Below are 23,350 nucleotides of genomic sequence, written 5' to 3' on the forward strand. Positions count from 1 at the left end.
CAGGCCGACCTCAGAGCTGGCGCGCCTCGAAGGTGTTGCACTGATCGGGCGTGCCGGATTCGAAGCCGCGCTTGAACCAGCCGACCCGCTGCGCGCTGGTGCCGTGGGTGAAGCTCTCCGGCACGACCTGGCCGCGCGACTTGCGCTGCAGCGTGTCGTCGCCGATCTGCGAGGCGGCGTTCAGCGCCGTCTCGATGTCGCCTTGCTCGAGCCGCCAGCCCTGCTCGGACTGCGAGCGCTTGGCCCAGACGCCGGCGAAGCAGTCGGCTTGCAGTTCGAGGCGCACGCTCATCGCATTGGCCTGCGCCTCGCTGCCGCGCTGACGGGCGGCGTCGACCTTGTCGCTGATGCCGAGCACGTTCTGCACGTGGTGGCCGACCTCGTGCGCGATCACGTAGGCCTGCGCGAACTGGCCGGGCGCCCCCAGCCGCTTCGACATCACCTGGAAGAAGCTCGTGTCGAGGTAGACCTTGCCGTCGGCCGGGCAGTAGAACGGGCCCATCGCCGCCTGGCCCTGGCCGCAGCCGGTGCGCTCGCTCTCGGTGTACAGGCGCAGCTTCGGCGGCTGGTAGGTTTTTCCGGCCTCGCGGAACACGTCGGTCCAGACGACTTCGGTGCTGCGCAGCACCTGCGAGACGAACTTGGCTTCCGGGTCGCCGGCCGGTGGCCGCGCGGCCGGGGCCTGCGGCGCCATCTGCACCGGCTGGCCGCCACCGCCCGAGAACATGCCGAGCAGCGTCAGCGGGTTGATGCCGAAGATCCAGCCGGCGATCAGCGCGACGACGATCGTGCCGATGCCGATCCCGCCGCCGCCGAACCGGAAGCCGCCACCGCCTCCGCCACCCGATCCGCGCGCGTCCTCGACATTCGAGCTCTCTTCCTGGCCGTCCATTCTCATCGTCTTCTCCTTGTGCGCAGGCCGCGGGTCGAGCTGCCCGCGTGCGATGGCGAAGGGATGGTAGCGCGCGAGTCCGGCACGGCGGTGTCGGAATACAGGCCGCGCGGCCGTCGCTCGGGCGGCCGTGCGACGAAGGTCACATCACGTCTTCGGCAAGGTCACGCCGCGCTGGCCCTGGTACTTGCCGCCGCGGTCCTTGTAGCTGGTCTCGCAGACCTCGTCGCTCTCGAAGAACAGCACCTGGGCGCAGCCCTCGCCGGCGTAGATCTTGGCCGGCAGCGGCGTGGTGTTGCTGAACTCCAGGGTCACGTAGCCCTCCCACTCGGGCTCGAACGGCGTGACGTTGACGATGATCCCGCAGCGCGCGTAGGTGCTCTTGCCCAGGCAGATCGTCAGCACGTTGCGCGGGATGCGGAAGTACTCCATCGTGCGCGCCAGCGCGAAGCTGTTGGGCGGGATCACGCAGACATCGGCATGGATGTCGACGAAGCTCTTCTCGTCGAAGTTCTTCGGGTCGACCACCGTGCTGTAGATGTTGGTGAAGACCTTGAATTCCGGCGCGCAGCGGATGTCGTAGCCGTAGCTGCTGGTGCCGTAGCTGACGATCTTGCGGCCCTCGGCGTCGGCGCGGATCTGCCCGGGCTCGAACGGCTCGATCATCCCGGTCGTCTCGGCCATGCGCCGGATCCACTTGTCGCTCTTGATGCTCATGCGTGCCTCTGCGGAAGATGCACGGATTGTAGGGAGCCCGACCCCGCCGGCCGCGCCGGTATGGGGCGGCGAGTGGCATGCGGCCGGCGATTAACCTACCATTGACAAACCGGACAGGCCCCCACGGAGACCCCTGATGCGTGCTGCCACCGACCTGCTCAGCGGGTACGCCCAATATCACCGCGACCAGCGCAACATCCTCAGCCATTTCATCGGCGTGCCGCTGATCGTGTTCGCGATCGGCGCATTGCTGGCGCGGCCGGCCTTCGGCGTCGCCGGCCTGACGCTGAGCCCGGCCTGGATCGTCTTCGCCGCGACCACCGCCTGGTACCTGACCCGCGGCATCCTCGCGCTCGGGATCGCGGTCAGCACCTGCGTCGGCGCGCTGCTGCTCGCCGCCCACCAGGTGGCCGACGGCAGCACCGCGAGCTGGCTGGCCTGGGGCGTCGGCAGTTTCGTGATCGGCTGGGTGATCCAGTTCATCGGCCACTGGTACGAGGGGCGCAAGCCTGCGTTCGTCGACGACCTGGTCGGCCTGCTGGTCGGCCCGATGTTCGTCACGGCCGAGGCGATGTTCATGCTCGGCTGGAACAAGCCGCTGCTGGCCGAGATCGAGCGCCGCGCCGGGCCGACCGTGGTGCGCGACATGGCGAAGATCGCCTGAGCGTCCGCCGCGCTCAGCGCGCGTAGGCGAAGCGCGCGCCGCTCTCCAGCAGGAACGCCGTCACCGCGTCCGCATCGTTCAGGTCGAGCACCGGCAACGGCGACGCCTCCGGCAATTGCGCCGCGCTGTCGGTGCAGATCGCGACGATGTGCGGATCGTTCGGGTACTGCGCCGGTTGCCCGGTCGAGGCGCGCCAGATCTCGATCTTCGGCAGCGCGGCGCGCTTGAAGCCCTCGACCAGCACCCAGTCGCACGGCCCCAGTTCGGCAATCAGGTCGTGCACGCCCGGATCGGCGGGTGTCTCGAACTCGCGGATCTTCGCGAGCCGCCGGTCCGAGGCGATCACCACCTCGAACGCGCCGGCCCGGCGGTGCCGCCACGAATCCTTGCCCTCGTGGTCGATGTCGAATGCGTGGTGCGCGTGCTTGACGACCGAGACACGCTGGCCGGCCAGGCGCAGGTGCGCGATCAGCTGCTCGACCAGCGTGGTCTTGCCGGAGCCGGAGAAGCCGCAGAAGCCGATCACGTTCATCGTGGCGGTTGCTCGGAAAGTGCCGCGCGGATTGCGCGCCGGGAGTGTATGCGGGCCGCGATGCCCCGGATAATCGCGCCCCATGCAAGACTTCTGGCCCGCGAGCGGCCACCCCCACCTGGAGCCCACGCCGCGCGGCTGGCTGCGCCCGACCGACGCGTGGCTGCGCAAGCTGCTGGCGCTGCCCGAACTCGCGCTGGTCGAGGAGTCGTGCGCCGCCGAGATCGCGCTGCACGACGCGCTCGTCGAGGCACCGTCGCAGCCGGTCGACCCCACCGCGCTGGCCGCCGTGCGCGACGCCGACGCCCGCGCGAACTACGCGATGTTCATCGCCTTCCGCGACGCGCTGCTCGCCGCCGGCACGCTCGAGGCCTGGTATCTGGCGCTGATGCGCAGCGGCCGCGTCACGGTCCCGCCGGTGTTCGTCGACCGGATCGTGCAGGCGATCGTGCGGCACCTGCTCGATGCGAGCGGCGACGCGTTCGAGGCGCGGGCGGCCGAGATGCTGTTCCGCCCGCAACGGATCACGCTGACCGAGGGCCGCCTGCTCGCCGCCGACCTCGCGACCATCGACCTGCTGAACGAGACCGCCGGCTTCGGCGACCTGGGGCGTCTGCTGGTGCAGGGCCACGCGCCGCTGGCGACGCTGCAGATGAAGGTGCTGACCACCGACAACGCCGCCGAGTACTGGCCGCGCAGCGAGCGCCACGAGATGGTGCTGGACCTGACGCACGAAGTCGCCAGCGACGTCGGCCACGGCCTCACCTTCACGCTGGCGCGCGCCCACTCGGGGCTGAAGGCGCTGGCCGGCGTGCTGGAGCGCTGGGTCGCGCACCTGCTCGGCGTGCAGGTCGCGATCACGCCGCTGCAGAAGGTCGCCGACGAGGCCTGGCGCTGGCACGTCGGCCTCGATGTCGACTCGATGGCGCTGCTGAACGACCTGTACGAGGACCGGGCGGTCGACGCCGAACGCAGCGCGCGGCTGATCAGCCTGTTCCGCCTCGTCTTCGCCGATCCGGCGGAGATGCGCACCGACGTGGCCGGCAAGCCGGTCTACCTGGGCCTGGCGATGACGGCCGAGGGCACGCTGCGGCTCAAGCCGCAGAACCTGCTGCTGAACCTGCCGCTCGCCGCGTCGATGTAGCGACGCCGGTGCGGCAGTCGGCTCAGCTCGCCGCGGCGGTCGCGGCAATCACGCCGCAGGCGATGCGGCCGCCGGAGTTGCCGGTCGGCTGGGTCTTGTAGTCGTCCGGCATCGCGTGCACGACGACGGCCCTGCCGATCACGCCGTCGGTCGGACCGGTCAGCGACACGCCTTCGACCGTGAAGGTCGCCTCGGCATTGCCCATCGCGTCGGCCTTCAGCGACGGCATGTCGCCGCCGTGGTGCGGCATGCCCTGCGGGCCGTGCGGCTGTGCGGTCGGGTTGAAGTGGCCGCCGGCGCTCATCGCGTCCGGCGCCGAACAGTCGCCCTTTTCGTGGATATGGAAACCGTGCTCCTGGCCCGGCTTGAGGCCGGTGACGCGTGCCACCACGCGCAACCCGCTGCCCTGCGTGCTGAACAGGATCGTGCCGCCGACCTGGCTGCCGCCCTTGGCCTGCAGCGGGGCGGTCGCGCCGGGCGCGCCGGACGGGCCCGGCATCGACGAGCAGGCGGCGAGCGCAGTGATCAGCGCGGTGGCAGGTACGGCGAGCCAGGCGGCGCGGCGACGGGCAGGAATCTTCGGGTTCATGTCATCTCCGTTGGTTTCGGGCAGCGCGGAGTGTCGCGTGTTTCGTCCGAGGCCCTGGTAGGAAGATTCCCCTTCCGTCCACGGGGGTCAGCTGTCTAGGCCGCGGCGCGGGGTCGCTTCGGCTTGCGGTAGTTCCACCACGGAAGCACCTGGCTGAGCGCCAGCACCTCGCCGCAGCGCTCGGCGGCGTGACCGGGAATGGCATCCAGGGCGTCGCGCCACTCGGGCGACTCGAGCGCGGCCAGCAGGCTGCGCACGTGCGGATGCGCCAGGTGCGCGGCCAGCGTGACGAGGAAATACTGCTCCTGCGCCAGCGGCACGAACGCCAGCCCCTTGGCCTGCGCGGTGGGCACGGTGCCGAAGGCGGCGTCGGCGCGGCCGCTGGCGACCGCCTCCGCGGCGGCCAGGTGCGAGCGCTCGCCGGGGTCGAACCCGACCACCTCGCCGGGCGACAGGCCGGCCGCCGCCAGCAGCTCCTCCAGCACGACGCGCGTCCCGCTGCCGCGCGGTCCGTTCGCGAAGCGCAGCCCCGGCCGCACGAGGTCGTGCACCGACGCCAGCGCCAACGGGTTGCCCGCCGCGACGATCAGCCCCTGCTGCCGCCGCGCGAAGCCGATCAGCTTGTGGCGGCCGGGCTTCAGGCTGCTGCGGTAGGTGCGCGCGGTCGGCGAGCGCCGGGTCGACGCTGTCAGCGCGTGGAAGCCGGCGAGCAGGCAACGCCCGTCGTTCAACGCGGCGAGCGCATCCACGCTGCCGGTGAACTCGATGTCCAGGTGCAACTGCGGGCCGACCCGGTCGCGCAGGCGTGGCAGCGCCTCGTCGAAGCTCGCGAACAACGTGACGACACCGGCGCTGTCGTCGAACGCGAGTGCGAACGCGCGTTCGAGCTCGCTGCGCAGCGCCTCGATTTGCGGCGCCAGCCGCGCGAGCGCGCGCCGCTCCGACCACAGCAGCTTCTCGCCGAACGGCGCCAGCGACGCGCGCTGGCCCTTGGCCCAGAGCACCAGCGGCTGGCCGAGTTCGCTCTCCCAGCGCTTCAGTTCGCCCCAGACGTGGCGGTACGACAGCCCGAGCTCGCGCGCCGCGGCAGAGATCGAGCCGCTGGCGTGCAGCGCCGCGAGCATCGCGATCAGCGGGTGGTGAAGAGCGCGGTCGGCGGCGCGCTCCGGCGCGAGCGTGTACGCCAGCTGGACCTTATGCATCGTGGTTCATATCGCGTCGCGCGGTGTGCGCCATGGACAATCCGCGAAGTATGAGAGATGCCGATTGAGCGCCTTTGCCGAGAGCTTCCGCACCGCCGTCACGCTGGTGGTCGAGGCCGACCCGGTGTTGTGGCGAACGGTGGGCCTGTCGCTCAAGGTCAGCCTGTCGGCCTGCGTGATCGCCGCGGGTTTCGGCCTCGCCGGCGGCGCATGGCTCGCGGTGGCGCGTTTCCCGGGGCGGCGCGCGGTGCTCGCGACGCTCAACACGCTGCTCGCGTTGCCATCGGTCGTGGTCGGGCTGATCGTGTACCTGCTGCTGTCGCGCAGCGGACCGCTCGGCAGCTGGGGCATCCTGTTCACGCCGGGCGCGATGGTGATCGCGCAGACGATCCTGGTGCTGCCGGTGATCGCGGCGCTGTCGCGCCAGCTCGTGCACGACAGCCTGCGCGACGGCGGCGACCAGCTGCGATCAATGGGCGCGCGGCCATTCACGTGCGCCGTGCTGATGTTGCTGCACGAGCGCTGGGCGGTCGCGACGATCGGGCTGACCGCCTTCGGGCGCGCGATCTCCGAAGTCGGCGCGGTGATGATCGTCGGCGGCAACATCGACGGCGTCACCCGCGTGATCACGACGACGATCGCGCTCGAGACCAGCAAGGGCGACCTGCCGCTCGCACTCGCGCTCGGCCTGGTACTGCTGGGGCTGGTCGGCCTGATCAACGCCGGCATCGCGTTCGCGCAGCGCGTGCAGGGCGGCAACCTGGAGCTGGCGCGGTGAGCGCCGCCGATGACGACGCGATGCTGACGCTCGACGGCGTCGGCGTGCGCTACGGCCACGTCACCGCGCTGCACGACGTGAACCTGCGCATCGCGCGCGGCGACTTCGTCGCGCTGATCGGCGCCAACGGCTCCGGCAAGACGACGTTGCTGCAGGCGCTGCACGGCCTGGTCGCGCACAGCGGCGTGCGCACCGTTGCGCCCGACACCGCGGCGCAGGTGATGGTGTTCCAGCGGCCGTTCATGCTGCGCTTGTCGGCCTGGAACAACCTGCTGCTCGGTCTGTGGCTCGCCGACGTTCCGGCCGGCGAGCGCGTGCCGCGCGCGACCGAGGCCCTGCACCGTGCCGGCCTGTTCGAGCTGCGCGAGCGCCAGGCGCGCGCCCTCTCCGGCGGCCAGCAGCAACGACTCGCGCTCGCGCGGGCCTGGGCGACGCGGCCGGCGGTGCTGTTCCTCGACGAGCCGACCGCCAACCTCGACCCGTCCGCCAAGCGCGAGATCGAGTCGATGCTCGCCGACTTCGCCGCCGCCGGCATGACGCTGGTGATGAGCACCCACAACCTCGGCCAGGCCAAGCGCCTGGCCACGCGCGTGGTCTACCTCGACCGCGGCGCGATCCGCGCCGACATGCCGACCGCGCGGTTCTTCGGGGCGCGTCTCGCCGATCACCTCGACGAGCGCGCCGACCTGTTTCTCAAGGGAGAGTTGACATGGGACATGGAATGATGAATCGCATCGGCCGCCGCGCCCTGGCGCTGCTGTGCGCGACCGCCGCGCTGGCGCTGCCCGCCGCCGCACAGGACAGGTTCATCGTGATGGCCTCGACCACCAGCACCGAACAGTCGGGCCTGTTCCCGCACCTGCTGCCGGCGTTCAAGAAGGCCAGCGGCATCGACGTGCGCGTGGTCGCGGTGGGCACCGGCCAGGCGCTCGACATGGGGCGGCGCGGCGATGCCGACGTACTGTTCGTACACGACACCGCGGCCGAGGAGAAGTTCGTCGCCGAAGGCTTCGGCCTGCCGCGCCGCGGCGTGATGTACAACGACTTCGTGCTCGTCGGCCCGGCCGCCGATCCTGCGGGCGTGAAGGGGCAGGACATCGTCGCCGCGCTCGGCAAGCTGGCCGCGTCCCGCGCCGCATTCGTGTCGCGTGCCGACAAGAGCGGCACGCATGCGGCCGAAATGCGCTACTGGAAGATGGCCGGCATCGACGACCCCGCCGTGAAGGTGCCGGGCCGCGCGTTCGACTACCGCGCCTGCGGTTGCGGCATGGGCCCGGCGCTGAACATCGGCTCGAGCACCGATGGCTACGTGCTGACCGACCGCGGCACCTGGCTGTCGTTCAAGAACCGCGGCAACCTCAAGGTGCTGGTCGAGGGCGACAAGCGCCTGTTCAACCAGTACGGCGTGATCGTCGTCAACCCCGCCCGGCATCCGCAGACCAAGACCGCGCTGGCGCAGGCGTTCTCCGACTGGATCGTCTCGTCCGACGGCCAGGCCAGCATTGCCGCGTACAAGGTCGGCGGCGAGCAGCTGTTCTTCCCGAACGCGACGAAGAACTGAGCCGCGAGGGTCATGCCGGCCGAAATACACTTCCCTGCATGATCGACAAGAATGACATCACCGGCCTGATCCTGGCCGGCGGCCGCGGCAGCCGCATGGGCGGCGTCGACAAGGGCCTGCAGAACCACCACGGCGTGCCGCTGGCGATGCACGCGCTGCTGCGGCTGTCGCCGCAGGTCGGCGAGATCCTGATCAACGCGAACCGCAACCTCGGCGCGTACGAATCGATGGGTGTGCCGGTGTGGCCGGACACGCTCTCGGACTACGCCGGCCCGCTCGCAGGCTTCCTGACGGGGCTGGAGCGGTGCGAGACGCCCTACCTCGTCACCGTGCCGTGCGACTCGCCGCTGTTCCCGACCAACCTGGTCGCGCGGCTCGCGCAGGCGCTGGAATCGGACGATGCCGAGATCGCGATGGCGGCGACGCTGGAAGACGGCGTGCTGCAGGTCCAGCCGGTGTTCTGCCTGATGAAGAGCGACGTGCTCGAGAGCCTGGTGCGCTTCACGCAGAGCGGCCAGCGCAAGATCGACAAATGGACGGCGACGCTGCGCTGCGTGGAGGTGCCGTTCGGCGACCCGCAGGCGTTTGCAAACGCAAACACGCCGGACGAACTGAAGGCGTTGCAGCAGCATGGCTGACATCGACAACCGGCCAGAGTTGCCGCCTTCACTGCAGCAGATCGCCTCCTGCGTCAGCGGCTACGACCCGAACGCGCTGCCGGTCGCGCAGGCGCAGGAATTCATCGCCCGGCTGGTGCCGAAGGTGCGCGCGGTCGAGATGCTGGCGCTGCGCTCGGCACTGGGCCGCGTGCTGGCGCGCGACGTCGTCTCCGGCTTCGACGTACCGGCGCACGACAACTCGGCGATGGACGGCTACGCGCTGCGCGGCAGCGAGCTCGCGGCCGATGCGGACACCGTGCTGCAGGTCGCCGGCAGCGGCTTCGCGGGTCAGGTCGACCTAGCGACCGCGGCGGCCGGCCAGTGCGTGCGCATCATGACCGGCGCGGTGATGCCGGCCGGGCTCGACACGGTCGTGCCGCAGGAGTTCGTCAAGGTCGACGGCGACCGCGTGACGATTCCCGCCGGCGTCGTCCGCACCGGCGACAACCGCCGCTTGAAGGGTGAAGACCTCGCGAGAGGCGAGGCCGCGCTGGTCGCCGGCCGCGTGCTGCGCCCGGCCGATCTCGGCATGCTCGCGTCGCTCGGCCAGGCCGAGGTGCCGGTGTTCCGCCGCCTGCGGGTCGCGTTCTTCTCGACCGGCGACGAGCTGCGCTCGATCGGCGAGCCGCTGCCGCCCGGCTGCGTCTACGACAGCAACCGCTACACCCTCTGGGGCATGCTGGCGCGGCTCGGCGTCGACCTGATTGACCTCGGCGTCGTGCGCGACGAGCCCGCCGCGCTCGAAGCCACCTTCCGCGCGGCGGCGCGCGATGCCGATGCGGTGATCACCTCCGGCGGCGTCAGCGTCGGCGAAGCCGACCACACGAAGATGGTGATGGCCAAGCTCGGCGACGTCCTGTTCTGGCGCATCGCGATGCGGCCGGGGCGGCCGATGGCGATCGGGCGGATCTCGAGTGACAAGAACGCCGACGGCCACAGCGCGATCCTGTTCGGCCTGCCCGGCAACCCGGTCGCGGTGATGGTCACGTTCTACGCGCTGGTGCGCGACGCGCTGCTCGCGATGAGCGGCGCCGCCACCGCGCCGATGCCGCTGCTGCGCGCCGCCAGCGTCGCGCCGATGCGCAAGAAGCCGGGCCGCACCGAATACCAGCGCGGCATCGTCACGCGCGCGCCCGACGGCGCGGGCTGGGAGGTGCGCATCACGGGCGCGCAGGGCTCGGGCATCCTGCGCAGCATGAGCGAGGCCAACGGCCTGGTCGTGCTGCACCATGCGCAGGGCAACGTCGCCGCCGGCGAGCTGGTCGACGTGCTGCCGTTCGACGCGCTGACCTGACCCGGTCCGCTCAGCGCGGCGGGCGCTTCTCGAGCAGCGGCTCGCTGACGCCCTGCACGCCGACCAGGCCGAGCACCGTCACCAGCGAGTTCTGCGCGCCCTTCCAGGCATCGGTCAGGTCGATCCATTCGCTCAGCGCATGGAAGCCGCCGGTCTTGCCGCCGCCACCGATGATGATCGCCGGGATGCCGAACGACATCGGCACGTTGGCGTCGGTGCTGCCGCCGCGCAGCAGCGTGGTGTGGCCGAACGCGGTGTTCGAGCGCACGGCGGCCTCGACCAGCACCGAATCGACCGGCGTGCGGCCGCCCGGCCGGTCGCCGATCAGCCGGTTCGAGACCGACAGCGTGTCGACGCCCCAGCGCTTGTTCTCCTCGACCACCGCCTGGTCGACCGCGGCAAGGATCTTCTTCTCGGTCTCGAGCAGCGGGGCCATCGCGTTGGAGCGGATGTCGACCGCCATGCGCGCGTCCGGCGCGATCGTGTTGACCGACGTGCCGCCGCCGACCGTGCCGACCGTGAACGTGGTCTTCGGATTCGACGGCGTCTGCACGTCGGCGATCTTCGCGATCGCGCGGCCCATGCCGTGGATCGCGCTCGGCACCTGGCCGAACGCGCCGAAGCTGTGGCCGCCCGGCCCCTTGAACACGAACTCGTAGCGGTGGCTGGCGGTGCCCAGGACCAGGACCGAGCCATCGGGCGACGGCTCGAGGCCGACCATGCCGTCGATGTCCTTGTGCTCGGCGAACAGGTGCTTCATGCCGCGCAGGTTGCCGAGTTCCTCCTCGCCGACATTGCCGACGATCAGCAGGTCGCCGACGGTCTGCACCTTCTGCTCGTTCAGCACTTTCAGCCACGACAGCAGCACGGTGAGGCCGCGGGTATCGTCGGAGATGCCCGGCGCGTAGAACTTGCCGTCGCGCTCCTTGACCTTCACGTCGGTGCCGCTCGGGAACACGGTGTCCAGGTGGGCCGAGATCAGCAGCTTCGGCCCGCCGCCGCTGCCCTTGCGCAGGCCGACGACGTTGCCCTCGGCGTCGATGCGGGCGTCGGTCAGGCCGACCGCCTTCATCCGCGCCAGGAACGCCTCGGCACGCTTCTGCTCCTTGAACGGCGGCGCCTCGATCTCGGTCAGCAGCTTCAGGTCGTCGATCGTGCGCGGGTGGTCGGCCTGGACCGCATCGAGCAGCTGGCGGATCGCCGGTGCCGCCATCAGTTGCGTGTAGGCCTTCTCGACGGCGGGACGGACCTGGGTGGGCGTCGGAGCCACGGCACTGGCGCCCTGGGCGTGGACGGTTGCGGCATGGAAGAGCAGCGCGGCGCCGGCGGCGACCGCCGCGGCGGGGACGGGGAATCTGGGCATGGGCTGGAGGAGAAAGGGAACGGGGCGCCCAGCATAGCGGGCGTTCGTTTGACTTACGATCGACCCGTGACCGACCACCTCGCCCCCTTCGCCGACCTGCCCGAAGTCGCCTTCGCCGCCGGTGACGTGGTGGTGCGCGAAGGCGGCACCGAGGGTGCGTTGTGGGTGCTGGTGTCGGGCGCGCTGCAGGTGCGCAAGGGCGCGGTCGTCGTCAATGCCGTGACGCGGCCCGGCGCGTTGATCGGCGAGATCTCGGCGCTGCTGGGACGCCCCTACGGCGCGACGGTCGAGGCGACCGAGCCGAGCGTGATGCGCTGCGCCGCGAACGGCCCCGCCCTGCTGGCGAGCAACCCGGCCATCGCCCGGCTGGTGGCGGTCGGCCTGGCGGAGCGGCTCGATTTCGTCACCAGCTATTTGGCCGACCTGAAGCAGCAATACGGCGACGCGCCGGGGCTGACGATGGTGTCGGACGTGCTGAACCGGTTGGCGCTGCGCCAGACGGCGCCGGCGCGGCCGGGGTCGGCTCGCGATCCGCAGCCCGATTACTGAACTTGAAGCGTCGGCGCGGGATCAGGCCGACGTCAGAACACCGTTCGCGCCGGCGCGCGACTGTCCGCGAGTTGCAGCTTCTCCTCGCCCATCATCGACCGCCACGCGGCGGTGCCCTCGCCGAGATCGAGCGCGATGTGCGCCGGCACCGGGCCGATCTGGCGGCCCGCGTTGAAGACCCAGGTATCGCCGATGCGATCGGCCCAGGCGCCGTCGGGCTTGAACGGCGGCTCGTGGACGTGGCCGGTGAGCACGATGTCGGGGCGGTGGGTCGCGATCCAGCCGCCGATGTCGGCGTCGCCGTAATGGCGGCGGCCGGTCCAGCAGGTGGGCGAGCCGAGCGGCGGCCAGTGGTAGACCCAGACCCAGCGCGCCGGGCGCTGCGAGGCGTCGCGGGCGAGTTGCGCTTCCATCGCGGCGCGACCGAGCGGGCCGTCCCACCACGGGCAGATCGTCACGAGAGTGTCGCCGACGCGCAGCGAGCCGCCGTCGGTCGGCACGCCGGCGGCGCGGGCCTCGGCCAGCCAGAGCGCGGTCTGCTCGCCCTGGGCGTCGGGGCCGGTCAGGTCGTGATTGCCGGAACTGACGACGACGTTGCCCGCGGCCTGCAGCAGCGCGAGGTACTTGAGGATGACCACCGACTGCACGTCCAGGGACACGGCGGAGCTGATGTCCAGACTGTCGCCCGCGATGACGATGAGGTCGTATTGCGGCGCGACGCGCACCACCCAGTCCAGCTGTGGCAGCGTGTAGTGGAGGTCGGAGACGAGCAGGATGCGCACGGCGGGCGGTACCGGGCGCTCAGTCGACGGACGCGGTGGTGGCGATCGGTGCGGCCGCGCGTGGCGGCTCGGGCTGCGCGTCGAAGCGGTCGAAACCGCTGTAGCAGATGAAATGGCGGTTGGTCGCGCGGCCGAACAGCGCCAGGCCGAGCCGCTGGGCGAGCGCGTGGCCCATCTGCGTGATGCCGCTGCGCGAGACGACGATCGGTACGCCCATCTGCGCCGACTTGATCACCATCTCGCTGGTGAGCCGCCCGGTCGTGTAGAAGATCTTGTCGGCGCCGGTCACATCGTGCAGCCACATCCAGCCGGCGATCGTGTCGATCGCGTTGTGGCGGCCGACGTCCTCGACGAACATCAGCAACTCGTCCTGCCGGAACAGCGCGCAGCCGTGCACCGAGCCGGCCGACTTGTAGGTGCTCTCCTGAAGGCGCATCGCGTTCAACAGGCCGTACAGGGCGTGCTGCGACAGGCGCGCGGCGGGATCGTTCGGCGACGGCAGGCGGATCGATTCCAGATCGCCCATCAGGTCACCGAACACCGTGCCCTGGCCGCAACCGGTCGTGACGACGCGCTTGGCGGTCTTCTCGTCGAAGCGCTCGATCCCGGCCCGCGTCTTGACGGCGGCCGCGTTCACGTCCCAGTCGACGGTGATCGAATCGATGTCGGCAACGCTGTCGACCAGCCGCTGGTTGCGCAGGTAGCCGAGCACCAGCAGCTCGGGCGCGGCGCCCAGGGTCATCAGCGTCACCAGCTCGCGCTTGTCGACGAACACGGTCAGCGCGCGCTCGGCCGGGATCGACACGTGGCGCGTCGCACCGAACTCGTCGAGCACCTCGATCTCGTGGGTCAGCGCGGCGGCGGCGTGGGTCAGTCGGGGCGCAGCGGTCATGGCTGGACTGTAGGGCAATGAAAAAGGCCGCGACGGATCGCGGCCTCGTTCGAACGGCGGCAGCTCACTTCTTGGGCTGGCCCTGCTTCTCGGCGGCGGTCTCCTTCGAGCTCGGCGGGGAAGTCGCCATGCCCGGCGGCGAATGCGCGCCCGCCGCCTCGAGCGGTGCGGAGGCCGGCGGCGCCGGCGGGACGAACGCGCCCGGGTCGGTGCACGGTGGCGTGTCGACCGGCGGCGGCGCGTCCTTGCCGGCCGGCGACTTGCGGTAGTGGTCGGCCGTGCGGTTCATCGACTGGCACAGCTGAAACGCGCCGACCTTGTCGGTCCAGGCGTTCTTCGCTGCGGTTTCGGCGGCCTTGGCCTTGGCCTCCTCGCTCGGCGGAGGCAGCTTGGCGGCAGCGGGGCCGGCGGCGAGCGCCAGCGCGGCGGCTAGGGTCAGTGCGGGAATGGCAAATCGCATGCGTCGTCCTTCTCGTGTGCTCAAGCCTGCGCGGCCGGGCGGCCCGCCGGCGGCGGCGTGCGCTGCGCCGGCACGCGGCCGGCCTGGATGTCCTCGTACCAGAGCGCATGGTGCTCACGGGCCCAGCCCTCGTCGACGTAGCCGGTCTCCATCGCCTTGTACGCGTCGCGCATGCCGATGGTGCCGATGTAGATGTGGCCGAGGAACATCGCGATCATCAGCGCGGTCGCGACGCCGTGGATCATGTGCGCGATCTGCATGTCGCCACGCAGGTAGGCCAGGCCCGGGATGACCTTGTCGAGCACCAGGCCCGAGCCGACGACGATGATGCCGAGGAAGAACACGCCGCCCCAGAAGATCACCTTCTCGCCGGCGTTGAAGCGGCCCGACGCCGGCTCGGCACCGCCGAACAGGCCGCCGCCCTTCAGCAGCCATTGCAGGTCGCCGCGGCCGGGGAAGTTGTCGCGCACGAACACCAGGAACACGATCAGCAGCGACACCGCGAACAGCGGCCCGGCGAAGTTGTGCGCGGTCTTCAGCGCATAGGTGATCCAGCCGAACAGCGTGCCGCCGAGCACCGGCAGCATGAAGGTCTTGCCGAACGCCATCACGATACCGGAGATCGCGAGCACGCTGAACGCGATCGCGTTGACCCAGTGTGCGGCGCGCTCGAAGTAGGTGAAGCGCTCGATCTTGCGGCCGGTGTACGGCACGTGGCCGCCGAGCGGCCCCTTCGCGAAGAAGAACAGCGCGATGCCGAGCGCGACGATCACGATCAGCGCGCCGCCGTACGGAATGATCCAGTCGTTGCGCACCTGGCGCCAGGCTTCGCCGGCGTTCGTCAGGCGCGAGCCGGGGTACTGGACGAACTCCTGGATCAGCACGCCCTTCTCGGCCCCCGGCAGGTTGGTGATGCCGGGTGCGGTGCCCGACTGCTGCACGCCACGCCAGAACGGCGCATTGTTGCCCGGCTGGCTCTTCGCGCGCTGAGCGTTGGTGTCGTCCGGATTCGGCGCTGCGGGGGCGACGAAACCGACCGGCGGGCCCGAGGCCGGCACGGCGACGGCCGAAGCTGCCGGCGCGGTCTGCGCCGACGCGCAGGCCAGCGTCAGCGCGGCCAGCAGGCCGGCCAGCGCGCGGGGGAGGATGGTGCTTCGCATCGCGTGGTCTCCCCGGCGTCAGCGCGCGTAGTCGTTCTGCGCCTGATTGCGCTGGCGGATCTGCTGCTCCCAGGCGGCCTGGTCGCCGTCCTTCCAGCCGGGGGCCCGGTACGCCGGGTTGGCGGCATCCGAGACGCTCCAGGGCGTGGCATCTGCCTTGCGGGCCGAGGCGTCCATGGTCTGCGGCTTCTCGCCGCAGGCGGCCAGCGCGACCAGCGATGCGCCGACCGCGGCGAGCGTGAGCGACCGCGCGATCACTTCTTTGCTCCGACGGGCGCGGCCGAGCTGGTCTGCGTCGGCTTGCCGTAGGCGGTGCCCCAGCCCCAGACCTCGCTGCCCTTGCCGCGGTTCAGCACGCGGGTGCGGAAGATGTCGGCGACGACGTCGCCATCGCCACCGAGCAGCGCCTTGGTCGAGCACATCTCGGCGCAGGCCGGCAGCTTGCCTTCGGACAGGCGGTTGCGGCCGTACTTGGCGTTCTCGGCCTCGCTGCCGTTGGCCTCGGGACCGCCGGCGCAGAAGGTGCACTTGTCCATCTTGCCGCGCAGGCCGAACGCGCCGTTGCTCGGAAACTGCGGCGCGCCGAACGGGCAGGCGTACGAGCAGTAGCCGCAGCCGATGCAGATGTCCTTGTCGTGCAGCACCACGCCCTCTTCGGTGCGGTAGAAGCAGTTGACCGGGCACACGGCCATGCACGGCGCATCGCTGCAGTGCATGCAGGCGACCGAGATGCTCTTCTCGCCGGCGACGCCGTCGTTCAGCGTGACGACGCGGCGGCGGTTCACGCCCCACGGTACGTTGTGCTCGGCCTTGCAGGCGGTGACGCAGCCGTTGCACTCGATGCAACGCTCGGCGTCGCAGATGAATTTCATTCTTGCCATCGTGATCTCCGGTGTGTCGTGGCGGTCTTCAGGCGGTGGCCTTGGCGACCTGGCACACGGTGGTCTTGGTCTCTTGCATCATCGTCACGCTGTCGTAGCCGTAGGTCGTCGCGGTGTTGACGGCCTCGCCGCGAATCACCGGGTGCGCGCCCTCGGGGTAGTAGGCGAGCATGTCGGCGCCCTGCCAGCGGCCCGAGAAGTGGAACGGCAGCCAGACGGTCTCGCGGTCGACCCGCTCGGTGACCAGCGCCTTGACCGTCAGGCGCGCGCCGGTCGGCGTCGTCACCCACACGTTCTCGCCGTCGCGGATGCCGCGGTCGTTCGCGGTCGCCGGGTTGATCTCGACGAACATCTCCTGCTGCAGTTCGGCCAGCCACGGGTTGGAACGAGTCTCCTCGCCGCCGCCCTCGTACTCGACGAGGCGGCCGGAACTCATGATCAGCGGGAACTGCTTGCCGATGTCCTTGTTCTTCTCCTGCACGCTCTTGTAGAGCGTCGGCAGGCGCCAGAACGCCTTCTTGTCGTCGTGGGTCGGGTACTTGGCGATCAGGTCCGGGCGGGTCGAGTACAGCGCCTCGCGGTGCTGCGGCACCGGGTCGGGGAAGTTCCAGACGACCGCACGCGCCTTGGCGTTGCCGAACGGGTGGCAGCCGTGCTTCATGCTGACGCGCTGGATGCCGCCGGACAGGTCGGTCTTCCAGTTCTTGCCTTCGGCCGCAGCCTTCTCGGCGTCGGTCAGGTCGGCCCACCAGCCCAGCTTCTTCAGCAGGATGTGGTCGAACTCGGGGTAGCCGGTGGTGATCTCTGATCCCTTCGAGCACGAGCCGTCCTCGGCCAGCAGGCTGACGCCCTCGCGCTCGACGCCGAAGTTGGCGCGGAAGTTGCCGCCGCCGTCCATCACGTGCTTGCTCGTGTCGTACAGGTTCGGCGAGCCCGGGTGCTTGAGCTCGGGCGTGCCGTAGCACGGCCACGGCAGGCCGAAGTAGTCGCCGTCGAGCTTGTAGCCGGTCTCCTTGTCGATGCCGCCCTTGGCCTTCAGCGTCTTCACGTCGAAGACGTTCATGTTGCGCATGTGGGCCTTGAGCCGCTCGGGGCTCTGGCCGGTGTAGCCGATGGTCCACATGCCGCGGTTGATCTCGCGCAGCACCGATTCGACCTCGGGCTCCATCATCCCGCCCTTGCCGGCGACCAGCTTGTGCGACTTGACGAACTCCTTGTCGAAGCCGAGCTTCTGCGCGAGCTGGTACATGATCATGTGGTCGGTGCGCGAGTCCCAGAGCGGCTCGATCACCTTCTCGCGCCATTGCAGCGAGCGGTTCGACGCCGTCACCGAGCCCGAGGTCTCGAACTGCGTCGCGGCCGGCAGCAGGTAGACCGCGCGGTTGGCGTTCAGCTCGCCCGCCTTGCTCGGCATCGCCGCCATCGCCGCGGTGGCCGACGGGTACGGGTCGATCACGACCAGCAGGTCGAGCTTGTCCATCGCCGTCTTCATCTCGAGACCACGGGACTGCGAGTTCGGCGCATGGCCCCAGAAGAACAGGCCGCGCAGGTTGCTGTCCTGGTCGATCAGCTCGTTCTTCTCGAGCACGCCGTCGATCCAGCGCGAGACCGTCATGCCCGGCTTGGTCAGCATGCCGGGCGCGTACTGCTTCTTGATCCACTCGAAGTCGACGTCCCAGACCTTCGCGAAGTGCTTCCACGCGCCTTCGGCCAGGCCGTAGTAGCCGGGCAGCGAATCGGGGTTCGGGCCGACGTCGGTCGCGCCCTGCACGTTGTCGTGGCCGCGGAAGATGTTGGTGCCGCCGCCGCTGACGCCGACGTTGCCGAGCGCGAGCTGCAGGATGCAGGAGGCGCGCACGACCGCGTTGCCGATCGTGTGCTGGGTCTGGCCCATGCACCAGACGATCGTGCTCGGCCGGTTCTCGGCCAGCGTGCGGGCGGTCTTCAGGCAGGTGGCTTCATCGACGCCGCAGGCCTCGAGCACCTTGTCCGGCGTCCACTTGGCCATGACCTCGGCCTTGATCTTGTCCATGCCGTAGACGCGATCGTTCAGGTACTTCTTGTCTTCCCAGCCATTCGCGAACACGTGATACAGCACGCCGAACAGGAACGGGATGTCGCTGCCCGAACGGATGCGCACGTAGTCGTCGGCCTTCGCGGCGGTGCGCGTGAAGCGCGGGTCGACGACGATCATCTTGCAGCCGGTTTCCTTGGCGTGCAGCATGTGCAGCATCGACACCGGGTGTGCCTCGGCCGCGTTCGAGCCGATGTACATCGCGGCCTTCGAGTTCCGCATGTCGTTGTACGAATTGGTCATCGCCCCGTAGCCCCAGGTGTTCGCGACGCCCGCGACCGTGGTGCTGTGGCAGATGCGCGCCTGGTGGTCGCAGTTGTTGCTGCCCCAGAGGCTGACCCACTTGCGCATCAGGTAGGCCTGCTCGTTGCTGTGCTTGCTCGAGCCGACGACGAACACCGAGTCCGGCCCGCTCTGCTTCTTCAGCTCGAGCATCTTGGCGCTGATCTCGTTCAGCGCCTGGTCCCAGGTAATCTTCTCGTACTTGCCGTTGACGAGCTTCATCGGCGTGCGCAGCCGGTACTCGCCATGGCCGTGCTCGCGCAGCGCCGCGCCCTTGGCGCAGTGCGCGCCGAGGTTGATCGGCGAATCGAACACCGGCTCCTGGCGCGTCCAGACGCCGTTCTCGACCACCGCGTCGACCGCGCAGCCCACCGAGCAGTGACCGCAGACGGTGCGCTTGACGACCGTCTTCTTGGCCGCGTCGGCGGCCGGCGCGTCGGCGGCGTGCGCCTTCTTCTGCACCAGCGTCAGTTGCGTCGCAGCCAGACCGACGCCGACGCCGAGCCCGGAGCGGCGCAGGAACGCGCGCCGGTCCATCGTCGGGATCGCGCGGCGGTTCTGCGTCGCGACACCGCGCGCGAGGCTGTTGACGAGGTCGCTCGTGGCGGCCTCGCCGGAATGGTTCGATTTGCGTGTCAGCAGCATGGGATGGCCTCGGCTCGTCAAGCGCGGGTGGTGGCGTAGTAACGCAGCACGTGGTCGGTGACCTGGTAGCCGCCGGCCGGATCGATGACCTTGGTGGCCACCGCCGCGACCGGCGCGGTGACCGGTGCGGAGCCGGGCAGCACCTTGGCCGCGACGACCGCCGCGCCGGCGGCCCCGGCACCGATCAGCAACCCGCGACGTTTCAGCGGTTGGGCGGTGGAGGGTTCGTTGGTGTGGTCACTCATGGCGTGGCGCTCCCAGGGCGGATGAACTGCAAGTTAGGGGGAATGTATGCAAGATGTTGCATAGCGTCATCAGGGTCTGTCCGTAAGTTGACACCGTCGTAGGCGTCAGGTTCATGAAAGGAATCGCCCTATGCGTCCAGCAGGTCGAACCCCTGCGACTCGACGGCGAAGAAATCGCGCATGAACCCTGCGACCGCACGGTAGAAATCGGCCTGCGGGTGCGCGGCGACAGTCTCGGCGAGCCGCTCGACCCACGGCCGCAGGTGCGCGCCGAAGAAGCGCTGCTGGTTCGCGAGGTTGCTGACGCCGAGGTCGTCGCCGGCGATCAGGTAGCGCATCGTCTCGCACAGCGCGGCCAGGTGGTCCTCGGTCTCGAGCACGCCGACCGGGCGTTCCAGATCCAGCGCGGCGAGGTCGCTGCGCAAGTCGACCAGCGGCTTCTCGTTCAGCGTGCCGGCGATGAACCACGAGCCGTGCAGGAAGATCTCCGGCTTGCCGACACCGCCGAACAGCGCGGTGTATTCGGCCACGACGGTCTCGCGCGGCAGGCGGCGCGAAGCGGCCACCACTTCCGACCAGCTGGTCTCCAGGAACGCGCCGGCGGTCGGCGCCTCGGTCACCGCGACGCGGATCTGTTCGTACAGGTCGGCGGACGGCGGCGCGATGAACAACGCGGCCAGCAGCCCGTAGACCTCGGCCCGCGCGATCTCCTCGCGATCATCCGGCGTGCCGAACTGCATCGCGACCGGGGCTTCAGACATCGGTGATCCTGACTTCATCGGGGTGGGTGTGGATGTCGATCACGCGGCAGTCGCCGCACATGCGCAGGCGGTCCGAGTGGGCGCCCTGGAACATCGGATGCGCGCCGAGCTTGCCGACCATCAGCTCGATCGCCTTCAGCGTGCCGAACGGCTTGGCACAGCGGATGCACTGGTACGGCTCCACCTCGTTCAGCACCCGCGCCTGCTTGCGCGCCTTGCCGGCGTCGGCCAGCCACAGCCGCGGCTCGAGCGTGATCGCGTCCTCGGGGCAGGTGCTCGCGCACAGACCGCACTGCACGCAGTTCTTCTCGATGAAGCGCAGCTGCGGCTTGTCGGCGTTGTCGGCCAGCGCCGCCTCGGGACAGGCGCTGACGCAGCTCAGGCACATCGTGCAGCGCTCGGCATCGACGATCAGGCTGCCGAACGGGCTGCCTTCGGCGGGCAATGCGATCGCCTCGGGCACCGTTGCCGCCTGCTGCATCAGGTGCTCGATCGCGAGGTCGAGCGTGCCGCGCTTGTCGGCCTGCACCGCGAAGGTGGCGGGCTTTCGCACCGACTGTGCCGGCGCGGCCTGCAGCGCCGCGTCCAGCGCTTGGGCAGCGCGCGCCTCGACGATCCGGAAGTGCTCGCCGGCGAACCCCAGCCCGGTCAGGATCGCCTGCGCGACCTGCATCTGCTCGGCAACCGCGCGGCGGTAGTCGGGCGCCTCCTCGTCGGTCATCAGCACCCAGACCTGCGACGCGCCGAACGCGATCGCCGACAGCCACAGGTCGATGCCGACGGACGCGGCGTGCCACACGTCGAGCGGCAGCACCCGCGCCGGCACGCCGCGCACGGCAGCGTCGGTGCGCGCGGCGCGGCCGAGCACCTCGATCAGCTGCGAGCCCGCGGCCTGGCTGTGGATCAGCAGTGCCGCATCGGTGCCCCCGGCGCGCTGGTAGGTGCTCAGCAGCGTGCGGATGCGGCGGCCCTGGTGGTCGAGGCGCGGCGTCGCGTAGCTGATCGCGCCGCTGGGGCAGACGGTCGTGCACGCACCGCAGCCGACGCACAGGTGCGGCTCGACGATGATGCCCGCCAGCGTCGCGCCGCCCGCCTTGCCCTTGCGCGAGGCATCGCTGCGGATCGCCTGCGCGGAGCACACGTCGATGCACGCGGTGCAGCCGATCTGCTCGTTGCGGCTGTGGGCGCAGATCTTCTGCCTGTAATCGAAGAATTTCGGCTTCTCGAACTCGCCGACGCTCTCGCGCAATTGCAGCACCGCCGCGACCAGCGCGGCCTCGTCGGCGGCATGGAAGTAGCCCTGCGGCGGCTGGTGCAGCGCGAGCAGCGGCGTCGGGCTCAGGTCGAGCACGAGGTCGAACGCACCGCTCTCGGCTTGCGGCGCGCGCTCGAAATCGATCGCGCCGGCCGCGTCGCACGCGCGCACGCAATCGCGGTGGCTGGTGCACTTGGAGAGGTCGACCTGGTAGCTGAAGTCGATCGCGCCTTCCGGGCACACCGCGATGCAGGCATTGCAGCGCGTGCACAGGTCGAGGTCGATCGGGTTGCGCTGCGACCAGCTGACCTCGAACGCGCCGAGCCAGCCGGTGATGCCGGTCACGGCCCCCGAATGCACCGCGAACGACCGCGGCTGCGGCAGCGTGCCGCCGCCCTGCAGCAGCAGGCTCACGTCGAGCTTGTCGGCCAGCATCTGCGCGGCGCGCTGGGCGCGGTCCGCCGCGCCGATCACCAGCACGCGGCCGTTCGAGCGGTAGCCGACGGTCGGCACCGGGTCGGGCTCGGGCAGCTGCGCGAGCGCGATCAGCGCGGCGAGCTTCGGCGTCGCGCCGCGCGCGTCCTTGGACCAGCCGCCGGTCTCGCGGATGTTGACGAAGCGGATCGGCCGCTCCGCAACGCCCGGCGCGCCCTCGGTCTGCCCGTTCAGTTCGAGGAAGAGCCGGCTCTCCTGCGTGCACGCGACCAGCAGGTCGTCGCCCGACTTGGCGGCCCGCTGGAACGCGCCGGCCTCGCGGCGGCACAGCAGCGTGTGGACCGTCTGCAGCCCGTCGCCGGCGTCAGGCCCCAGCGCCTTGAGCAGGCCCTGGTTGTCCAACGGCATCGTCTTGTTGCAGTCGCAGATCAGCGTGGTCATCGGGTGCGTTCAATGTCTCGGGGGTGGCAACGTCGGCGGCGGGTGCCGGCTTGTCTTGGTCTTTGTCTTTTTCTTCTTCTTCGTCGAACAGCTTCAGGAACTTGGACTGGTTCATCTGCCGCAGCATCGCGAGCGGTATCGGATCGGGCTTGCCGTAGTCGTCGATGTAGGTGTCCAGCCCGTCCATCACGTTGAAGTGCGGGTCGGTGAAGAGCTTCTTCATGGCCGCGCGCTTCACGCCCTCGTCGACACCGCCGGCGACGAAGCGCGAGTAGTCGGACTCGCGCGTCAGCTGCGCCACGTCGGCCAGCGTGGGCATCGGCGGGGCCGTCGGCGTCACTTCGACAGACGCCGGCGCCGCGCGTGCGACCACGGGCGCCTCGACGCCCGACGGCGTGGCCGGGGCCTGCACCGGCACGTGCTCAGTCGCCGGCAGCGCCGCCGCGCCCTCGCGCACCTGCGCCTTGCGCCGCGACCAGCGCGAGAGAAAGCCGTCCGGCGGTGCCTCGGTCGTCATGACCGCTGCCCGGGTGCGAGGAACGATTGCGGCCGGCGGCGCTTCTTCGGCTCGGGCTTGTAGTGCTCGTCGGCATAGGCCTGCAGCCACTCCGCCAGGTCGGCAGGGAGCGGCACGTTGTCGATGCGCTCCTGCGCGTCGAGCCAGCGCCCGGCCTCGTTGTACGAGACGCTCACGGTTTCGGGCCAGGCACGCGACGGGTCTTCATCGTCGACACGCCACATCACGAACCAGACCGGCGTGCCGGTGCGCAGGTTCAGGAAGTAGCCCTCCGCCTCGTCGCGGAACAGTTCGAGCGTGAAGTTCGGGTACAGCGTGCGCCGCACCTTGCCGTCGTCTCGCAGGATTCGCGGCGCTTCGCCGAAGGCCTCCTCGTGAGGCACCACGTCGATCAGCCGGAAGCGCCACGCCTCCCACTGGTTCGGATTCGCCTCGCGCTCCATGACCACCGCCACGCGGATGGCGGGTCGCGTGGTTACTGGCACATAGCCGACATTTTGCATAGGCGCGCAGTCTAGTCGGTGCGCCATGCCCTCGTTGGGGACTCCTGCAATCGTCTGAGCACAAAGGCACGCC

26 protein-coding genes are annotated in these 23,350 nt (G+C 70.1%); 8 read left to right on the forward strand and 18 right to left on the reverse strand.

Going from position 1 to position 23,350, the window contains the following annotated elements:
- Window positions 1–10: 10 nt before the first annotated feature.
- Both ASC76_RS08530 and dcd read right to left on the reverse strand, forming a co-directional pair.
- A complete protein-coding gene (locus tag ASC76_RS08530) occupies window positions 11–898 on the reverse strand; it encodes a neutral zinc metallopeptidase (protein WP_056464823.1) in 888 nt (295 codons plus the stop codon).
- 141 nt (window positions 899–1,039) lie between these two features.
- Window positions 1,040–1,609 (reverse strand): dCTP deaminase, encoded by a 570-nt coding sequence (dcd, locus tag ASC76_RS08535; protein WP_056464825.1) that lies wholly within the window; start codon window positions 1,607–1,609, stop codon window positions 1,040–1,042.
- A 136-nt stretch (window positions 1,610–1,745) separates the two neighbouring features.
- Between dcd and ASC76_RS08540 the strand changes: the two genes are divergently transcribed.
- A complete protein-coding gene (locus tag ASC76_RS08540) occupies window positions 1,746–2,273 on the forward strand; it encodes a DUF962 domain-containing protein (RefSeq protein WP_056464827.1) in 528 nt (175 codons plus the stop codon).
- Window positions 2,274–2,286: 13 nt separating this feature from the next.
- On the opposite strand, the gene mobB is transcribed toward ASC76_RS08540, so the two are convergent.
- Window positions 2,287–2,805, reverse strand: a complete 519-nt coding sequence (gene mobB, locus ASC76_RS08545; protein WP_056464829.1) for a molybdopterin-guanine dinucleotide biosynthesis protein B — start codon at window positions 2,803–2,805, stop codon at window positions 2,287–2,289.
- An 82-nt stretch (window positions 2,806–2,887) separates the two neighbouring features.
- Here mobB and ASC76_RS08550 point away from each other — a divergent pair, with 82 nt between their 5' ends.
- On the forward strand, window positions 2,888–3,949 hold the full coding sequence (locus ASC76_RS08550) for a DUF6352 family protein (protein WP_056464831.1): 1,062 nt from the start codon (window positions 2,888–2,890) through the stop codon (window positions 3,947–3,949).
- A gap of 22 nt (window positions 3,950–3,971) precedes the next feature.
- Here the strand turns inward: ASC76_RS08550 and ASC76_RS08555 are convergent, their stop codons facing one another.
- Together ASC76_RS08555 and ASC76_RS08560 are read right to left on the reverse strand one after the other, a co-directional pair.
- Window positions 3,972–4,538, reverse strand: coding sequence for a superoxide dismutase family protein (locus ASC76_RS08555; RefSeq protein ID WP_082548934.1), 567 nt, complete (start codon window positions 4,536–4,538; stop codon window positions 3,972–3,974).
- 95 nt (window positions 4,539–4,633) lie between these two features.
- Window positions 4,634–5,740: a substrate-binding domain-containing protein gene (locus tag ASC76_RS08560; RefSeq protein WP_056464834.1), complete on the reverse strand. Its 1,107-nt coding sequence runs from the start codon at window positions 5,738–5,740 to the stop codon at window positions 4,634–4,636.
- A 64-nt stretch (window positions 5,741–5,804) separates the two neighbouring features.
- Between ASC76_RS08560 and ASC76_RS25165 the strand changes: the two genes are divergently transcribed.
- The 5 genes from ASC76_RS25165 to glp are packed head-to-tail and all read left to right on the forward strand — an operon-like array spanning window position 5,805 to window position 10,032.
- Entirely contained in the window at window positions 5,805–6,518 is a 714-nt protein-coding gene (locus ASC76_RS25165; RefSeq protein WP_056464836.1) for an ABC transporter permease, read from the forward strand.
- Window positions 6,515–7,243, forward strand: coding sequence for an energy-coupling factor ABC transporter ATP-binding protein (locus tag ASC76_RS25170; RefSeq protein ID WP_235580390.1), 729 nt, complete (start codon window positions 6,515–6,517; stop codon window positions 7,241–7,243). Before ASC76_RS25165 ends, ASC76_RS25170 begins: the two co-directional genes overlap by 4 nt.
- Entirely contained in the window at window positions 7,243–8,079 is an 837-nt protein-coding gene (locus tag ASC76_RS08575) for a substrate-binding domain-containing protein (RefSeq protein ID WP_371262095.1), read from the forward strand. The genes ASC76_RS25170 and ASC76_RS08575 overlap by 1 nt, the downstream gene beginning before the upstream one ends.
- A gap of 38 nt (window positions 8,080–8,117) precedes the next feature.
- A complete protein-coding gene (gene mobA / locus ASC76_RS08580) occupies window positions 8,118–8,717 on the forward strand; it encodes a molybdenum cofactor guanylyltransferase MobA (RefSeq protein WP_056464840.1) in 600 nt (199 codons plus the stop codon).
- Window positions 8,710–10,032: a gephyrin-like molybdotransferase Glp gene (gene glp / locus ASC76_RS08585; RefSeq protein ID WP_082548935.1), complete on the forward strand. Its 1,323-nt coding sequence runs from the start codon at window positions 8,710–8,712 to the stop codon at window positions 10,030–10,032. Before mobA ends, glp begins: the two co-directional genes overlap by 8 nt.
- Window positions 10,033–10,042: 10 nt before the next feature.
- On the opposite strand, the gene ASC76_RS08590 is transcribed toward glp, so the two are convergent.
- Entirely contained in the window at window positions 10,043–11,395 is a 1,353-nt protein-coding gene (locus tag ASC76_RS08590; protein ID WP_056464842.1) for a M20/M25/M40 family metallo-hydrolase, read from the reverse strand.
- Window positions 11,396–11,461: 66 nt separating this feature from the next.
- On the opposite strand from ASC76_RS08590, the gene ASC76_RS25175 reads away from it, so the two are divergent.
- Window positions 11,462–11,944, forward strand: coding sequence for a Crp/Fnr family transcriptional regulator (locus tag ASC76_RS25175; RefSeq protein WP_056464843.1), 483 nt, complete (start codon window positions 11,462–11,464; stop codon window positions 11,942–11,944).
- Between the two features lie 32 nt (window positions 11,945–11,976).
- Here the strand turns inward: ASC76_RS25175 and ASC76_RS08600 are convergent, their stop codons facing one another.
- The 12 genes from ASC76_RS08600 to ASC76_RS08655 all read right to left on the reverse strand — a co-directional run bounded on the left by ASC76_RS08600 (window position 11,977) and on the right by ASC76_RS08655 (window position 23,259).
- Window positions 11,977–12,726: a metallophosphoesterase gene (locus ASC76_RS08600; protein WP_056464845.1), complete on the reverse strand. Its 750-nt coding sequence runs from the start codon at window positions 12,724–12,726 to the stop codon at window positions 11,977–11,979.
- 19 nt (window positions 12,727–12,745) lie between these two features.
- Window positions 12,746–13,618: a formate dehydrogenase accessory sulfurtransferase FdhD gene (locus ASC76_RS08605; RefSeq protein WP_056464847.1), complete on the reverse strand. Its 873-nt coding sequence runs from the start codon at window positions 13,616–13,618 to the stop codon at window positions 12,746–12,748.
- 64 nt (window positions 13,619–13,682) lie between these two features.
- Window positions 13,683–14,078 (reverse strand): hypothetical protein, encoded by a 396-nt coding sequence (locus tag ASC76_RS08610; RefSeq protein WP_056464849.1) that lies wholly within the window; start codon window positions 14,076–14,078, stop codon window positions 13,683–13,685.
- Window positions 14,079–14,098: 20 nt separating this feature from the next.
- Window positions 14,099–15,238, reverse strand: a complete 1,140-nt coding sequence (locus tag ASC76_RS08615; protein WP_056464851.1) for a formate dehydrogenase subunit gamma — start codon at window positions 15,236–15,238, stop codon at window positions 14,099–14,101.
- Between the two features lie 18 nt (window positions 15,239–15,256).
- Window positions 15,257–15,496, reverse strand: a complete 240-nt coding sequence (locus ASC76_RS08620; protein WP_371262096.1) for a hypothetical protein — start codon at window positions 15,494–15,496, stop codon at window positions 15,257–15,259.
- Complete coding sequence (gene fdh3B / locus ASC76_RS08625; RefSeq protein WP_056464852.1) at window positions 15,493–16,119, reverse strand: formate dehydrogenase FDH3 subunit beta; 627 nt, start codon at window positions 16,117–16,119, stop codon at window positions 15,493–15,495. The genes ASC76_RS08620 and fdh3B overlap by 4 nt, the downstream gene beginning before the upstream one ends.
- A gap of 28 nt (window positions 16,120–16,147) precedes the next feature.
- Window positions 16,148–19,120 carry a formate dehydrogenase subunit alpha gene (locus tag ASC76_RS08630; protein ID WP_056464854.1) on the reverse strand — a complete coding sequence of 991 codons (2,973 nt, stop codon included), beginning with the start codon at window positions 19,118–19,120 and terminating at the stop codon, window positions 16,148–16,150.
- Between the two features lie 17 nt (window positions 19,121–19,137).
- Window positions 19,138–19,365 carry a hypothetical protein gene (locus ASC76_RS08635; protein WP_056464856.1) on the reverse strand — a complete coding sequence of 76 codons (228 nt, stop codon included), beginning with the start codon at window positions 19,363–19,365 and terminating at the stop codon, window positions 19,138–19,140.
- A gap of 128 nt (window positions 19,366–19,493) precedes the next feature.
- Complete coding sequence (locus tag ASC76_RS08640; RefSeq protein ID WP_056464858.1) at window positions 19,494–20,126, reverse strand: molecular chaperone; 633 nt, start codon at window positions 20,124–20,126, stop codon at window positions 19,494–19,496.
- Window positions 20,119–22,257, reverse strand: a complete 2,139-nt coding sequence (locus tag ASC76_RS08645; protein ID WP_082548937.1) for a 4Fe-4S dicluster domain-containing protein — start codon at window positions 22,255–22,257, stop codon at window positions 20,119–20,121. Before ASC76_RS08645 ends, ASC76_RS08640 begins: the two co-directional genes overlap by 8 nt.
- Window positions 22,181–22,774, reverse strand: a complete 594-nt coding sequence (locus tag ASC76_RS08650; protein WP_082548938.1) for a DUF3306 domain-containing protein — start codon at window positions 22,772–22,774, stop codon at window positions 22,181–22,183. The genes ASC76_RS08645 and ASC76_RS08650 overlap by 77 nt, the downstream gene beginning before the upstream one ends.
- Window positions 22,771–23,259, reverse strand: coding sequence for a DUF3305 domain-containing protein (locus tag ASC76_RS08655; RefSeq protein WP_371262097.1), 489 nt, complete (start codon window positions 23,257–23,259; stop codon window positions 22,771–22,773). The genes ASC76_RS08650 and ASC76_RS08655 overlap by 4 nt, the downstream gene beginning before the upstream one ends.
- Window positions 23,260–23,350 lie beyond the last annotated feature (91 nt).

It is taken from the genome of Rhizobacter sp. Root404, from assembly GCF_001425865.1.
Classification (GTDB): domain Bacteria; phylum Pseudomonadota; class Gammaproteobacteria; order Burkholderiales; family Burkholderiaceae_C; genus LMDS01.

Coding starts and splice junctions, on each gene's coding strand:
- ASC76_RS08530 (WP_056464823.1), bottom strand. CDS start 898: ATGAGAATGGACGGCCAGGAAGAGAGCTCGAATGTCGAGGACGCGCGC.
- dcd (WP_056464825.1), bottom strand. CDS start 1,609: ATGAGCATCAAGAGCGACAAGTGGATCCGGCGCATGGCCGAGACGACC.
- ASC76_RS08540 (WP_056464827.1), top strand. CDS start 1,746: ATGCGTGCTGCCACCGACCTGCTCAGCGGGTACGCCCAATATCACCGC.
- mobB (WP_056464829.1), bottom strand. CDS start 2,805: ATGAACGTGATCGGCTTCTGCGGCTTCTCCGGCTCCGGCAAGACCACG.
- ASC76_RS08550 (WP_056464831.1), top strand. CDS start 2,888: ATGCAAGACTTCTGGCCCGCGAGCGGCCACCCCCACCTGGAGCCCACG.
- ASC76_RS08555 (WP_082548934.1), bottom strand. CDS start 4,538: ATGAACCCGAAGATTCCTGCCCGTCGCCGCGCCGCCTGGCTCGCCGTA.
- ASC76_RS08560 (WP_056464834.1), bottom strand. CDS start 5,740: ATGCATAAGGTCCAGCTGGCGTACACGCTCGCGCCGGAGCGCGCCGCC.
- ASC76_RS08575 (WP_371262095.1), top strand. CDS start 7,243: ATGAATCGCATCGGCCGCCGCGCCCTGGCGCTGCTGTGCGCGACCGCC.
- mobA (WP_056464840.1), top strand. CDS start 8,118: ATGATCGACAAGAATGACATCACCGGCCTGATCCTGGCCGGCGGCCGC.
- glp (WP_082548935.1), top strand. CDS start 8,710: ATGGCTGACATCGACAACCGGCCAGAGTTGCCGCCTTCACTGCAGCAG.
- ASC76_RS08590 (WP_056464842.1), bottom strand. CDS start 11,395: ATGCCCAGATTCCCCGTCCCCGCCGCGGCGGTCGCCGCCGGCGCCGCG.
- ASC76_RS08605 (WP_056464847.1), bottom strand. CDS start 13,618: ATGACCGCTGCGCCCCGACTGACCCACGCCGCCGCCGCGCTGACCCAC.
- ASC76_RS08610 (WP_056464849.1), bottom strand. CDS start 14,078: ATGCGATTTGCCATTCCCGCACTGACCCTAGCCGCCGCGCTGGCGCTC.
- ASC76_RS08615 (WP_056464851.1), bottom strand. CDS start 15,238: ATGCGAAGCACCATCCTCCCCCGCGCGCTGGCCGGCCTGCTGGCCGCG.
- fdh3B (WP_056464852.1), bottom strand. CDS start 16,119: ATGGCAAGAATGAAATTCATCTGCGACGCCGAGCGTTGCATCGAGTGC.
- ASC76_RS08630 (WP_056464854.1), bottom strand. CDS start 19,120: ATGCTGCTGACACGCAAATCGAACCATTCCGGCGAGGCCGCCACGAGC.
- ASC76_RS08635 (WP_056464856.1), bottom strand. CDS start 19,365: ATGAGTGACCACACCAACGAACCCTCCACCGCCCAACCGCTGAAACGT.
- ASC76_RS08640 (WP_056464858.1), bottom strand. CDS start 20,126: ATGTCTGAAGCCCCGGTCGCGATGCAGTTCGGCACGCCGGATGATCGC.
- ASC76_RS08645 (WP_082548937.1), bottom strand. CDS start 22,257: ATGACCACGCTGATCTGCGACTGCAACAAGACGATGCCGTTGGACAAC.
- ASC76_RS08650 (WP_082548938.1), bottom strand. CDS start 22,774: ATGACGACCGAGGCACCGCCGGACGGCTTTCTCTCGCGCTGGTCGCGG.